This window comes from Streptomyces sp. NPDC002306 (genome assembly GCF_053593435.1).
In genome coordinates this window covers 51,108-64,383 of the sequence record NZ_JBSFCK010000025.1, presented here as the reverse complement: position 1 = coordinate 64,383, position 13,276 = coordinate 51,108, and the positions used below count along the sequence as shown (strand labels likewise).

Here is a 13,276-nt window from a genome sequence, read left to right as displayed (position 1 = left end):
CAAGATTAATTGTGCACGATCTAATGGTGCCAGCGTAAGTTTGGTACAGTGTCCAGGGCGGGGGCCGGCACGCGGAGAGGAGTTGCGATGAAGAGGGACGAGACGGGCGAGGAGGAGCCGGCGGCGACCGACGGCGAGGCCAGCCTTCTCCTGGACGATCAGATGTGCTTCGCCCTCTACGCGGCGCAGCGGGCCCTCACCAGTCGCTACCGCCCCTTGCTGGAAGAGTTCAACCTCACCTATCCCCAATACCTGGTGATGCTGGTGCTGTGGGAACACGGCGCGCTTCCGATCAAGGAACTGGGCAAGCGCCTCCAGCTCGACTACGGCACCCTGACGCCGTTGCTGAAGCGCCTGCAGACCCATGGGCTGGTCCGGCGCGAACGCCAGGCGAGCGACGAGCGTTCGGTGCAGATCAGCCTCACCGAGCTGGGCGCGGAACTGCGCGAGCGCGCTCGTGTCGTGCCTGCCACCATCGCGAAGGTCGCGGGCCTCACCGCTCTGGAGGCCGCCCAGGTCAAGTCCATCCTCGAGCGACTGACGACAAACGTCTCCGAAGGCCAGTGAGTTCGTGATGGCGCAACCGAGTCGCGCCGGCGGACATCGTGGCCCGTCGACGCTCCTCGTGCGGGTGCCGAAAGCTACTTCCCCCCGCTCTTCGCCGAGTTACGCAGTGACATGAACGCGGCGCGAAGCTCGCGGGTGAAGATGTCCGGGACCTCCCAGGCCGCGAAGTGGCCTCCGTCGCGCACCTGGTGGTAGTAGAAGAGGTCGTGGTAGGCGCGGGACGCCCAGCTGCGCGGGGCCTGGTAGATCTCGCCGGGGAACACCGTGATGGCGGCCGGGATGGACACCGAAACGGCGTTGAAGTTGTTGGCGTTGTTCTCCCAGTAGAGCCGTGACGAGGAGACCGCGGTGTTCGTCACCCAGTAGAGCGTGATGTCGTTGAGCATCTCGTCCCTGGTGAGAACCCGCTCGGGGTGACCGCCGCTGTACGTCCACGCCGCGAATTTGTCGTACATCCAGGCGGCCAGTCCGGCCGGTGAGTCGGTCAGCCCGTATCCCTCGGTCTGGGGACGGGTGACCATCATGGCGGAGTAGCCGGATCCCGTCTTGTAGAAGGCGGCGAGCTTGGTGTACGCGGCCCTCTCCTCCGGACCGAGGCCGGACGGCACGGGATCGCCGCAGGCGAGCTTCTTCGCGATGTCGGGCGGGACGGTGGCCGGGAAGTTCACGTGGATGCCGAGCAGACCCGCGGGCTTCTGGATGGCCATCTTGTCGGAAATCACGGCTCCCCAGTCACCGCCCTGGGAAACGTAGTTCTTGTATCCGAGGCGCTCCATCAGCACGGCCCAGGCGCGGGCGATTCGGTCGGGACCCCACCCGGTCGTCGTCGGCCGCTCCGAGAAGCCGTAGCCGGGTATCGACGGAATGACCAGGTGAAAAGCGTCCTCGGCGCTGCCTCCGTGTGCCGTGGGGTTGCTGAGCGGCTCGATGACCTTCAAGAATTCCAGGATGGAGCCGGGCCAACCATGGGTCAGGATGATCGGCAAGGCGTTCTTGTGGCGGGAGCGGACATGAATGAAATGAATGTCCAGTCCGTCGATCTCTGTCATGTACTGCGGCAGGGAGTTGAGTTTCTCCTCGATGTTCCGCCAGTTGTAACTCGTTCCCCAGTAGTCGGCGAGTTCCTTCATGGTGGCCAACTGGACACCTTGTGACTGGTCGCGCACCGTTTCGCGGTCGGGCCAGCGTGTCGCCTTGATGCGTCGTCGTAGATCGTCCAGGTCCTGTTGCGGAATGTTCACGCGAAAGGGCCGTATTCCTTGTCTCTCCTCCGCTGAATCCGGCTTGCTGGATTCCCGTGCGCGCAGGCCGAAAGCCCCCGTCGCCGCTGCGGTCGCAGCCGTCGCCGAAGTGGCGATGAAATTCCGGCGGGAGTACGAACGGAGGAATTCGGGCATGACGGTCTCCCTAATCATTCCTGGATCCCCGAGTCGCGGGTAGAAGTAATGTCGCGCTTGGTTTCCTGCCCGAGCCGTGTGAAATGCGAATGCGGGCTCGGGGTTACGGGCCCGCGGGCGGGTGGAATTATGCTCGGGTTCGCCGAGTGCCTTCGCACTCATGCGACGCAACAGCGATATTACTGCCCGTAACGCTATCTTCCTCTCCGTGAGCGTGCAACTCGGTGCAGATTCCGCCTCGGCGCCGATAATGTGCCGGCCGGCCAAAAGGAGCGGCGGCGGCGTTCAACGAGACCGACCGCTTGTCGTCTCCCCGGTTCAGGGCCGCTCGTGTGGCTGCTCCTCGGCCCTGGCCACCGGTCGCGGCGTGGGACGGGTTGCGGTCAGGTCGAGCAGCAGCAGCGCGTCGTGATCAGGGGTCCCGGGTTCGGCGGTGTAGACGCCGATGCGCTGGCCGGGGGTGCCTTCGAGCTGCATGGACTGGGAGGTGAGGGTGACGTCGCCGACGCGGGGGTGGTGGAAGGTCTTCTGCGCGGGCTTTCGGCCGGTGACCTCGTATCGCTCCCACAGCCCGGCGAAGTCAGGGCTCTTGAGCAGGAGTTCGCCGACCAGATGGGTCAGGTCGGGGGCGTCGGGGGCGATACCGGCGACGGTGCGCAGCCGTGCCACGCAACCGGTGATCTGACGGTCCCAGTCCGGGAAGAGGGTGCGGGCCGTCGGGTGAAGGAAGATAGCGGGCGAGACGATGCGGCTGGGAGACCTCCAGCGCAGCGCCATCAGGATCCTCACCACGGCGTCCAGGACCGCTTCTGGCGGCCGGTCCGCACCGGCCGCCGCACGCGTCGGCCGGCCCGCGCCCGGCACGACGCCGGTCGCGACCGGACAGCGCGCTCGCGGGGGTGCGGCGGGCGGCGCTCAGAACAGTGAGCGGCGCTCAGAACAGCATGGCCAGGTCGCCCGGACGCACCCGGACGGTGACGGGCAGGACGGCGTCGACCTCCCCGTCGGCGCCGTAGGGCACCGGGCGGTCCGCCTCGATGTGGATCTCCCTGCCCCGCAGGACGACGACCTCGGGCCGTTCGACATGGGCGCCGGTCTTGAGCTCGTTCATCAGCGTGAAGAACAGACGGCGGGGGGCCTCCCGGATCATGACGATGTCCAGCAGGCCGTCGTCCACCCGGGCGCCCGGGGCGACGATGCGCCCGGAGCCGTAGTAGGCGGAGTTGGCGGCCACGACGGTGTAGCCGCGGTGCGGGTGCTCCTCCCCGTCGACGGTGACCCGGTAGGTCGCCGGGCGCCAGCCCGCGACGGCACGCAGCCCGCCGGCGTAGTACGAGGCGGCCCCACGCAGCAGGCGCGCGTGGTTGGCATGCCGGTTGGCGAGCGCGTCGACGCCCGCGTACACGCTGCCCAGCACGACGGTGCGCGGGTGCACCGCCGACTCGACCTCGATGGTGTCCACGCGCCGCGGCTCGCCGTCGAGCAGGACACGGGCCAGGCCGGCCGCGTCGGTGGGCAGTTGCAGCGCCCGGGCGAAGTCGTTGCCGCGGCCCGCGGGCACCAGGCCCACCACCGCGTCCGTACCGCTCAGGGCGCCGCCTATGCTCCCGGCCATCCCGTCGCCGCCGACGGCGAGGACGACCCGGCCCTGCTCCCCGGCCCGGCGTGCCAGCTCCTGGGCGTGGACGAGGCTGCGGCTGTACTCGGTGTCCAGTCCCGCTCCGGCCTCCCGCAGCAGTCGGGCGACCTGGAGCAGTGCCGCCGCTCCGGCTGAGTCGCCCGCAGTGGGATTGACGACGGCGGTGAACTGTCGCATCGGTGTGCCTCCGGGCGGTGACGGTGGGACGGAGCGGGGTGGGGGAGAGCCTGGGGCGGCGCCGGGGCGGGGCCGGCGCCGGACTGCGGACCGGCGGCCGGACGGCGACCGGGGGTCTGCGCTGGGGCGTCAGTCCACGGGCAGCAGCACCCCGGGATTGAGCAGGCCGTCGGGGTCCAGCCGCTGCTTGACGGCGCGCAGGGCCTCGACGCCCAGAGGTCCGGCCTCCCGCATGTACCAGTCGCGGTGGTCGGTGCCCACTCCGTGGTGGTGGCTGATCGTACCTCCCGCGTTCAGGACGGCCTCGTTGGCCGCCTGCTTGGCCGGTGCCCAGTGGGCCACGGGGTCCTCGCCCTGCGCGCTGACCACGGTGAAGTACAGCGAGGCGCCGTTCTCGTACACGTGCGAGATGTGGCACATCACCAGGGGCGGGGTGCCGGCCTCCGAGAGCGTGTCGGTCAGCGCGGTGCGCACGGCGGTGTAGAGCTCGGGGACACGTGACCAGAAGGTCGCCGTCTCCAGGGTCTCGGCGAAGGCGCCCGCGTCGAGCAGGGAGTCCCGCAGGTACGGTGCCGCGTAGCGGCCGTGTGCCCAGCGCTCGCCGGGCTCCGCTCCCAGGAAGGTGCCTCCGGCGGCGCGCAGCACCGCGGCGGCCCGCTCGCGGCGGCTCGCCGTCTCCTCCTCGGTCCCCTCGTACCCGGCGATCGCCGTGCATCCGGGGTCCGCCGGCGTCTCGGCCGAACCGATGGCGTCGGGCTGGGCGAGACCGACGAACGTCTCCGTCTCGTCGGACAGGCGCAGCACCGTGGGACGCGGGCCGTCCTGGGCGAGCAGGCGCAGGGCGGTGGCGCCCTCCTCGAAGGAGGCGAAGCGCCACCCCTCGTAGACACGGGTCTGAGGCAGTGGCCTGACGCGCACCGTGACGGCGGTGATGACACCGAAGGCTCCCTCGGAGCCGAGGATCAGCTGCCGCAGATCGGGGCCGGCCGCCGAGCGCGGCGCGCGTCCCGCCTCCAGGGTGCCGGCGGGGGTCGCGACGGTGAGGCCGAGGACCATCTCGTCGAAGCGGCCGTATCCGGCGGAGGCCTGTCCGCTGGAGCGGGCGGCCGCGAATCCGCCGATGGTCGCCCACTCGTAGGACTGGGGGAAGTGCCCGAGGGTGAACCCGTGCTCGGCCAGGAGCGCCTCCGCGTCGGGTGCGCGAAGACCCGGCTGGAAGGTGGCGGTCCGTGAGACGGGGTCGATGTCGAGCAGGGCGTCCATGCGGCGCAGGTCCAGGGCGACGAAGACGCGGCGCTCGGGCGCGAGGCCGCCGACCACGGACGTACCGCCGCCGAACGGGACGACCGCGAGGCCGTGTTCGGCGCACACCCGCAGCACGGCGAGGACCTCGTCGTGGGTGGCGGGCAGGACGACGGCCGCCGGGGCGTCCACGACGTCTCCGGTACGGATCTTCAACAGGTCGGGCGTGGACTTGCCGCGCGTGTGCCTGATCCGGCTCTCCGCGTCGGTGCGCACATGGGCCTCGTCGCCGACGGCCTCCGCCAGCCCACGCAGGGCGGCGGCGTCCAGCGGGGGCTCGGGGAGGGAGATCTCCTCAAGGGTGTGTGTGCCGGTGTCCCGCGGCTTGACGCCGAGCAGATCCCGCAGCAGCGCGGTCACCGAGTCGGGCAGCGGTGCCGCCTTGGCGGGGTCGCCCCAGCCACTCCACAGCATGTCCATGAACGCTTCGTCCTCATCGGTCGGTTGGCGACGCGCCGTCTCCCGCACGGCCGCACAGGGCGTTACACTGTTACACATGGCGCTTATTCGTCACAACCACTCGGACAACGATCCCGTGCTCGACGCGGCACGTGACTGCGTGCTGGCGTTCGGCGTGCGGCGCACCACCCTCACCGACGTCGCCCGCCGCGCCGGTGTCTCGCGGATGACGCTCTACCGCCGCTGGCCCGACGTGCGCTCACTGGTCGGCGATCTCATGACGCGCGAGTGGATCGACGTGGCGAGCCGCGCCATGCCGCAGCGGCGGCCCGGCCTGGACACGCGCGGCCTGATCGTGGACGGCCTCGTCGCCGGGGTCGAGGCGTTCCGGGCCCACCCGCTCTTCCTCAAGATCATCGATGTCGACCCCGAACTCCTGCTCACCTACGTCCTGGACCGCCGGGGAGCCAGCCAGGAAGCCCTGCTGGACCTGCTCGCCGAAGCGCTGGCGGAGGGACACGCCGACGGGTCGGTGCGGCGGACACACACCGGCCGGCAGGCGCGCGCGGTCCTGCTCGTGGTGCAGTCCTTCACCCTGTCGCTGCGGACCATGACCGACGAGGACGACCCCGAACTCACCGGCTCCGCCTTCCTCGACGAACTGCGCACCCTTCTGGAGAGGACCCTGACGCCATGAGCCCCACCAGCAGTCCGTCCGGTTCGACCGCCCCCGCCGGCGGATCGTCGCTCTCCGCCGCCCGCCGGAGCCGCGAACTGACCGAGACCGTCGACGCCGACGTGGTGGACGTCCTGGTCGTCGGGCTCGGCGCCACCGGCTCCGGGGTCGCGCTGGACGCCGCCGCGCGCGGCCTCAGCGTCGTCGCCGTCGACGCCCACGACCTCGCCTTCGGCACCTCGCGCTGGAGCTCCAAACTCATCCACGGCGGACTGCGCTACCTGGCCTCCGGGCAGCTCGACGTCGCCCACGAGAGCGCCGTCGAACGCGGTGTCCTCATGGAACGCACCGCCCCTCACCTGGTGCGCGCCCAGCCCTTCGTCCTGCCACTGACGCCCTCGGTGTCACGCGGCCAGGCGTCCTTGGCCTGGGCCGGCTTCCGGGCCGGGGACGCCCTGCGCCTGGCGGCCCGCACCTCCCGCGCCACCCTGCCCGCGCCGCGCCGCCTCTCCGCCGTCGAAGCCCACCACCTCACCCCGTGCGTACGCCCTGGCAGCCTGCGCGGCGGGCTGCTGTCCTGGGACGGCCGGGTCACCGACGACGCCCGCCTGGTCACCGCGCTCGCCCGCAGCGCCGCCGCCCACGGCGCGAAGATCCTCACCAGGGTCAGGGCACTGGAGCTCAGCGGGACCACCGCCCGCGTCCGCGACGAACTCACCGGAGAACACGGCGAGATCAGGGCCCGCGCGGTCATCAACGCATCCGGCGTATGGGCGGGCGACCTGGTGGACGGCATCCGCATCCGCCCCTCGCGCGGCACCCATCTCGTCCTGCGCGCCGACCTGCTCGGACCGCTGCCCGCGGGCCTGCACATCCCGATCCCCGGGGAGACCAACCGATTCGTCCTCGTGCTCCCGCAGGACGACGGCCGCGTGTACGTCGGCCTGACCGACGAGCCCGTCGACGGTGACATACCGGACGTACCCGAGGTGCCCGAGTCGGACATCGGCTTCCTGCTGGACGTCCTCGGGTCCGCCCTGCACGTACCGGTGCGGCGCCACGACGTCGTCGGCGCCTTCGCGGGCCTGCGCCCGCTGCTGGACACCGTGCCGACCCGGTCGGGGGACACCACCCGCACCTCCGACATCTCGCGCCGGCACGCCGTCCTCACCTCCGGCGAAGGGGTCGTCACCGTCGTCGGAGGCAAACTCACCACCTACCGGCGCATGGCGCAGGACGCCGTCGACGCGGCGGTCGCGGCCCGCGGCCTGCGCGCGGGCGCCTCGACCACCGCGTCCCTGCCCCTGGTCGGGGCCGCCGCCCCGCACCGCCTCGGCGCGCTCGCGGCACCCGCGCACCTCGTCCGCCGCTACGGCACCGAGGCACCCGCCGTGCACGCGCTGGGCACCCGCGATCCCCAGCTGAACGAGCCCGTGGTGCCGGGGAACCCCGTCACACGCGGAGCCCTGCTGTGGGCCGCCCTGCACGAAGGCGCCCTGGACGAGGCCGATCTCCTGGACCGCCGTACCCGCATCGGACTCGTGGCACAGGACCGGGCGGCGGCCCTGGCCGCGGCCCGCGAAGCCCTCGACGCGGCCGCCGCGCAGCCTGTCTGAAACGCCCGGCGGGTGGCGCGGAGCGACACGCGGGCGCCGCGTCACCGTCGTGGGCCGGAGCGCCACCGTCGCGGGCCGGAGCGGAGCCGTGCGGAGCGCCGCCGGCCCCATGGAGGCCGGAACCGGACGCGGTTGACGCACGAGGCCCCTGCGTCACAGGTGTCACACAGGTGGGTTAACCTTCGGCATTCGGTCTTGATGAGACCGACGCACTCTTCTGACCTGTGGGGGGTCCCGCATGCGCATCTCGCGCGCACATCGGGCTGCCGTTTTCCGTAGCGCAGCCATCCTTCTCACGACCGGCCTCACCGCTGTCTCCCTGGCCGCGGCGCCCGCCCTCGCCGTCCCGGTGACCGTGACCGGTCTGTCCACCGGAGACGACGGCACGCTGTCCGTGGCCCTGCCGGACGGCCAGGCACTGTGGGTGAAGGTGACCGTCCGCGACCCGGCCCAGCCGGACGCTCCCGTGCTCGCCTCGACGGACGAGCTGTCGTACAGCTGGGAGCACGGCTGGACGACGGACGAGCCGCTGCGCCTGCCCGAGGGCGCCGACTACGGCGACTACCCGGTCGACGTCGACTACCGGCTGCCCAGCGGCACCGTCCAGCACTGGAGCGGCGCCGAACACGGCGCGGCCGGACTGTTCGGCTACCGGCTGCACACCGGTGTGGCCAAGGCCGGCTTCGACCGCGCGTACACCGACTTCGACCACCGCGACGCGACGCTCAGCGGTTCCGTCACCACCTTCGACCCGGCGACGGGCGCGACCGGCCCGGCCCGGGCCGGCACCCAGGTGAGGATCGCCTGGGACTCCCTGCGGGACGGTACCTGGACCGACGCGTCGCAGACGGTCGTCACCGACGAGTCCGGCGCCTTCGCGCTGTCCGTCACCCCCGGCGGCACGTTCCAGAACGGCACCGCCACCGTCGTCGACCCCCAGGCCGACACCGACCCGGATGCCGCCGACGGCCTGCCGGATCTCGATGTCGCGAAGACGCGGTACCGGATCAGCGCCCAGGCCGACAAGGAGCGCGTCTACGCCGGCAAGACCTTCAAGGTCAGGGGCACCGTGCAGCGGTACACGTCCAACGGCTGGGTGCCCTTCGACGGGGCGCCGGTCGTGACCACCACGCGTGAGCCCGACTCCTGGAACCACACGGTCACCGGAGTCATCGGTAGCGGCACCGTCGACGCGAACGGAACGTTCTCGTACGACGCGAAGCCCAACTCCACCACCAGTCACTACACTTATGTGCGCCCCTCCGAATATCTGGCGGACTACGTCGACCCCTACCGGGACGACGTCACGGTGCCGAGGGCGGGTCAGATCACCAACCTCAGCGCCAGTCTGGACGCCTACCGCACCCTCACCGTCACGGGCCGGCTGAAGCCGGAGTGGATCTGCACGGATCAGACGGTGACGTTGCAGTACTCGAAGAACGGCCGGGACGGCTGGCAGAACCTCGCCTCGACCAAGGCACAGGGCGGCACCTCGGGCTACTGCCCGTTCACCATCACCACGCTCGGTCGGCCCACGGGCTACTACCGGCTGACGCACGGCGAGAGTTACACCCTGCTCCCCGTCAACTCCGCGACGTTCAACCGGAGTCGGATCGAGACCCGCATCGTGTCGTTCGACATGACGCCCAACCGGCCGAACCGCAACGCCCCGCTCACCGCCAAGGGCACGCTGCAGTACAAGTCCGGCAGCACCTGGAAGAGCTACAAGGGCGGACAGATCGTGCTCGTCATCAAGCTCAAGGGCGAGAGCACCTGGTACTGGGTCGTCAAGGGCAAGTCCGACTCCTCGGGCCGCTTCAGCCTCAAGACCAAGGCCTACGAGGACGCCACGTGGGCCGTCTACCTCGCGGCCGACTCCAAGCACTTCTACAGCGAGTCGAAGACGGAGTACGTCGATGCCCGCTAAGCGCAGCTCTCTCGCACTGGCCGCCGCCACGGCGGTGGTCGCGACCGTGCTCAGCACGGTGCCCGCCCTCGCCGACGACGCGGGGCCGGTCGGCATCGGCGCGGCCCGCACCGCGGACAACCGCGGGATGTTCACCGTCACCGCGTGGACGGACGCCCCGGGCGCCGCCGTGACCTCCGTCTCCGCCCGCGTGCGGACCGGTGACACGGTGGTCGCCGAGCTGCCGGCGCTGACCAGGAGCGGCTCGGCCTGGGCAGTGCCCGCCGACGCCGCGCTGAAGCTGGTCGAGGACGGCGGAACGATGCCGCACCTCGGGGCCTACGCCATCGACGTCAGTGCCACCGACGACCAGGGCCACACCACGACCCGCAGCGCGGCGGGAACGCTGGACTTCACCCTGAAGCCCGTCCTGATCGACACGGACGGCGACAACCGGCTGGCGTTCACGCGCCTGCCGACCTACGACCGCAAGAGCCTCGCCGCCACCGACCTCCTGGTCGGCATCGAGCCCGGCTCCGGCGACCGCGTCCCGATCGAGGGCCGTACGGTCGAGGTGACCCGCGCCTACGACGGCGGCAAGCCGCGCCCGGACGACACCTTCACGGCCGTCACCGACGCCGAGGGCCGCTTCACCACCGAAGACCTTGACATGGCCAACTGGGCCAGTTTCACGGCCCGGTTCACGGAGGCCGGCGACCAGGTGCACGGCAGCACCGCCGCGTTCGGCCGCCCGTCCATCTCCTCGACGCGCGTGGCGGTGACGGCCACGGCCGACCGCACCCGCGTGCTGCCCGGCCAGAAGGTCACCGTCACCGGCACCGTGAGCACCGGCGGCGGCGCCGACGCGGCCGGCCTCGCGGACATCCCGGTGCGGATCAACCTGCGCTACTTCGGCAACGATTCGCAGGCGCTGACCGTCACCACGGACGCCGCCGGACACTTCTCGGCGGTGCTCGACCCGCCCGCGGGCCTCGGGGTCGACGGGTGGTCCGTCAACCCCGCCGACCTGTATCTCTCCGCGACCCCGGCCACGGGCTCCCTTGTCGTGCCCGACGAGTCCGCGCTCCGCAAGGTGAAGTCGTCCCTCGCGGCCGATGGGCTGGTCAAGTTCACCGGCCGGCTGCAGCGCGCCTACCGCGACGACTCGATCGGCGCGGAGTCCGTGCGCCTGGAGTACTCGGCCGACGGCCGCACCGGCTGGAAGACCCTGGCCACCGCCAAGGTCGGCTACTACGGTGACTTCACGCTGTCCGCGTGGGGTTACGTCGACGGCTACTACCGGGTTCACCACCTCACCAGCGACGGGCTGGCGGAAAGCACCTCCGCCCCGGTCCGGCTGAGCCGCGTCGACACCCGGGTGTACGCGATCAAGGCGTCCTCCACGAAGGTCAAGAAGTCGACCAGCGTCACGTTCACCGGCACCCTTCAGGAGTACGTCAACCGCACGTGGCGGCCGTACAAGGGCCGGCACGTCGAGCTGTACTTCCAGAAGAAGGGCTCGACGAAGTGGACGTACATGGGCTCGGGCACCACGAGCTCGACGGGCAAGGCCACCCTCAAGGGCAAGCCCACCAGCGACGGCAAGTGGCTGATCCAGTACTTCGGTGACGCCACACACTTCGACAGCGGCGGCACCGCCGTCTACGTCGACGTGCGCTGACACGCACCCGCGCACAAGGGGGCGGGGGCCAGGGCCTGTTCGGCGGGATTCTGCCGGACAGGCCCTGGTCCCGCGACGGCTCAGCGCTTGAGCGTGAAGGTGAAGTCGCCGGAGACCTTGCCGCTCAGCCGGATCGTCGACACGAGATTCCCCTCCGTGATCAGTCTTTCGACCTCCGCCCGCGAAAGACCGCAGCCTTCGGCGATCAGCCGCACCGGCCGGACCGGGATCCGCGCCGCGAAGCGGACCGAGACCTCGATCACCTCTCGGTCCAGGTGATCCGACCCGCCGGTGTCGAGGCGCCAGGCGTCGTCCCAGTCGAGGGCGACGTGATTACGGCGCCGCAGGACCGGATCCTGGAGCAACTCGGCTGTCAGGCCGAGGTCGTTGTCATGCAGCAGGTCCAGCATCTCAGGCCGTACGGAACGCACATTCATCCGCTCCAGGACCGTGAGCTTCGCCGTTTCCCCGCACCCGGTGCAGAGCACGAGGAGCCAGGCGTCGATGAGCTTGTGGTGCGCGTTGACGCGGAACTTACCGCTTGCCCGGAAGCGCGCGGACGCGCACGTGTGGCAACGGCGGAGAACGAGCGGCAGGCAGGTGGGCATGACCACCCAGTTTTCGAGCACAGAAATACACCGATTCCAGTGAGAAGTCCGCAGCAAAAAGGAGCGCGGCGCGGATGCGCGACGCGCGACGATTCAGCGCTCGGGATGTCTCACACGGTGTACAACGGCACGTCCTTGCCCAGACGACTTGGCCGGGCAGCACGGTAACGGCGCACAGCGGCGCCGTTCCACTGAATTACGAGCGCCTCACCGCGCCACTGCCGCGTGCTGACCGGCGCATCACGGACGAAGCAGGTGCTGGATGGCCGCGGCCGCGACGGCGACGGCGACCGCGACGATGACACTGCCGTGGAGGACGTAGGCCCGCGCGGCACATCGTGTGGACGGCTCGTCGGCGCTCAGGTCGGTGCGGGAGGGGAGTGTCGTGGCCGGATCAGCCCTCTTGCCCAGCGCCGCACGCATACCCACAGGGCGCATCCGGGCAGAACCCCCTTTCACCATGACAGCCGCGAGGGGGCCGGATGTCTGTGGACTGGGCGACGACCGTGACCACGGTCGGAGGTGTGGCGGCCACCTTGATCGGAGTGCTTGCCGGCTCGCTGCTCACCAGCCGGGCCGATCGCACGCACTGGTCGCGCGACAAACAGATCGAGGCGTGCTCGGCCGTCGTGGCCGAGTCCACTCGCATCCAACTGGCCCTGCGCCGGGCCTGGCGTCACGGCGATCCTGTGGACTGGGTGCCTTGGAACGTCGCTCTCGGAACGGTGTGGCTGGTCGGCAGCCCGGCCGTCGTAGCCGCCGCGGCGAGCATGGACGAAGTCTTCTGGGCCCACAGCGACCAGTTCATCCAGCAGACGGCCACCAGCGAAACCGCCTGGAAAGAGGCCCGGGACCATATGGAGGGGGCCAGGCTGAACTTCATCAACGCGGCCCGGTTGCACGTCGACCCCCGGCAGGACCGGCTCGCGCAGGTGCCCGTCAGCCGGCCGCCCCTGCCCGACACCGCCGGATCCCGTACACCCCCACCATTGGCCGGAGGCGCAGCGCCTGACGCGTCGGGTGTGTGAGGCGGATCGCTCGCGCCGGCGGGGGTTCTGCTGCTCGACGGAGCCGGAGCCACAGTCGCAGTCGGAGCCGCGATGGGCCGCTCAGTGGCGCAACCTCCTGCGGGCCCACAGGAACCCGATCAGACCGCCCAAGACCACCAGGTATGCGGTCAGTGGACCATCGTTCAGGGCGAGCCCGGGCAGGGCGATGACGGTCACGATCAAGAGCCATCCGCATCCGGCCACCACGAGGTCCGCCGAATCAGGGCGGCGCCGCTCGTTCTCCACCCGTTCCCCCTTC

Annotated in this window: 12 protein-coding genes and 1 pseudogene; 6 read left to right on the top strand and 7 right to left on the bottom strand. The window is 70.7% G+C overall.

Annotated elements, in window-relative coordinates:
• Positions 1 to 87: 87 nt before the first annotated feature.
• Positions 88 to 567, top strand: a complete 480-nt coding sequence (locus tag ACWCQK_RS32100; RefSeq protein WP_451160990.1) for a MarR family winged helix-turn-helix transcriptional regulator — start codon at positions 88 to 90, stop codon at positions 565 to 567.
• Positions 568 to 641: 74 nt separating this feature from the next.
• Here ACWCQK_RS32100 and ACWCQK_RS32095 read toward each other — a convergent pair whose 3' ends face one another.
• The 4 genes and pseudogenes from ACWCQK_RS32095 to ACWCQK_RS32080 all read right to left on the bottom strand — a co-directional run bounded on the left by ACWCQK_RS32095 (position 642) and on the right by ACWCQK_RS32080 (position 5,502).
• Entirely contained in the window at positions 642 to 1,964 is a 1,323-nt protein-coding gene (locus ACWCQK_RS32095) for an epoxide hydrolase family protein (protein ID WP_451160988.1), read from the bottom strand.
• 318 nt (positions 1,965 to 2,282) lie between these two features.
• Positions 2,283 to 2,729 (bottom strand): annotated as a pseudogene (locus ACWCQK_RS32090) (MmyB family transcriptional regulator); the annotation flags it as partial.
• A 169-nt stretch (positions 2,730 to 2,898) separates the two neighbouring features.
• Positions 2,899 to 3,780: a diacylglycerol/lipid kinase family protein gene (locus ACWCQK_RS32085; RefSeq protein WP_451160986.1), complete on the bottom strand. Its 882-nt coding sequence runs from the start codon at positions 3,778 to 3,780 to the stop codon at positions 2,899 to 2,901.
• 129 nt (positions 3,781 to 3,909) lie between these two features.
• Complete coding sequence (locus ACWCQK_RS32080) at positions 3,910 to 5,502, bottom strand: FAD-binding oxidoreductase (RefSeq protein ID WP_451160984.1); 1,593 nt, start codon at positions 5,500 to 5,502, stop codon at positions 3,910 to 3,912.
• Positions 5,503 to 5,578: 76 nt separating this feature from the next.
• Here ACWCQK_RS32080 and ACWCQK_RS32075 point away from each other — a divergent pair, with 76 nt between their 5' ends.
• The 4 genes from ACWCQK_RS32075 (at position 5,579) to ACWCQK_RS32060 (ending at position 11,360) form a co-directional block, all read left to right on the top strand.
• The gene (locus ACWCQK_RS32075) at positions 5,579 to 6,178 is read left to right on the top strand and encodes a TetR/AcrR family transcriptional regulator (protein WP_451160982.1); all 600 of its coding nucleotides are present in this window, start codon (positions 5,579 to 5,581) and stop codon (positions 6,176 to 6,178) included.
• The gene (locus tag ACWCQK_RS32070; RefSeq protein WP_451160980.1) at positions 6,175 to 7,773 is read left to right on the top strand and encodes a glycerol-3-phosphate dehydrogenase/oxidase; all 1,599 of its coding nucleotides are present in this window, start codon (positions 6,175 to 6,177) and stop codon (positions 7,771 to 7,773) included. Before ACWCQK_RS32075 ends, ACWCQK_RS32070 begins: the two co-directional genes overlap by 4 nt.
• 238 nt (positions 7,774 to 8,011) lie before the next feature.
• Entirely contained in the window at positions 8,012 to 9,700 is a 1,689-nt protein-coding gene (locus tag ACWCQK_RS32065) for a hypothetical protein (RefSeq protein ID WP_451160978.1), read from the top strand.
• The gene (locus tag ACWCQK_RS32060) at positions 9,690 to 11,360 is read left to right on the top strand and encodes a hypothetical protein (RefSeq protein ID WP_451160977.1); all 1,671 of its coding nucleotides are present in this window, start codon (positions 9,690 to 9,692) and stop codon (positions 11,358 to 11,360) included. The genes ACWCQK_RS32065 and ACWCQK_RS32060 overlap by 11 nt, the downstream gene beginning before the upstream one ends.
• 80 nt (positions 11,361 to 11,440) lie before the next feature.
• On the opposite strand, the gene ACWCQK_RS32055 is transcribed toward ACWCQK_RS32060, so the two are convergent.
• Both ACWCQK_RS32055 and ACWCQK_RS32050 read right to left on the bottom strand, forming a co-directional pair.
• A complete protein-coding gene (locus ACWCQK_RS32055; protein WP_451160975.1) occupies positions 11,441 to 11,989 on the bottom strand; it encodes a DUF1062 domain-containing protein in 549 nt (182 codons plus the stop codon).
• A 219-nt stretch (positions 11,990 to 12,208) separates the two neighbouring features.
• Positions 12,209 to 12,391 (bottom strand): hypothetical protein, encoded by a 183-nt coding sequence (locus tag ACWCQK_RS32050; protein ID WP_451160974.1) that lies wholly within the window; start codon positions 12,389 to 12,391, stop codon positions 12,209 to 12,211.
• A 101-nt stretch (positions 12,392 to 12,492) separates the two neighbouring features.
• On the opposite strand from ACWCQK_RS32050, the gene ACWCQK_RS32045 reads away from it, so the two are divergent.
• A complete protein-coding gene (locus ACWCQK_RS32045; RefSeq protein WP_451160973.1) occupies positions 12,493 to 12,996 on the top strand; it encodes a hypothetical protein in 504 nt (167 codons plus the stop codon).
• An 81-nt stretch (positions 12,997 to 13,077) separates the two neighbouring features.
• Here the strand turns inward: ACWCQK_RS32045 and ACWCQK_RS32040 are convergent, their stop codons facing one another.
• Positions 13,078 to 13,263: a hypothetical protein gene (locus ACWCQK_RS32040; protein WP_451160972.1), complete on the bottom strand. Its 186-nt coding sequence runs from the start codon at positions 13,261 to 13,263 to the stop codon at positions 13,078 to 13,080.
• Between the last annotated feature and the right edge of the window lie 13 nt (positions 13,264 to 13,276).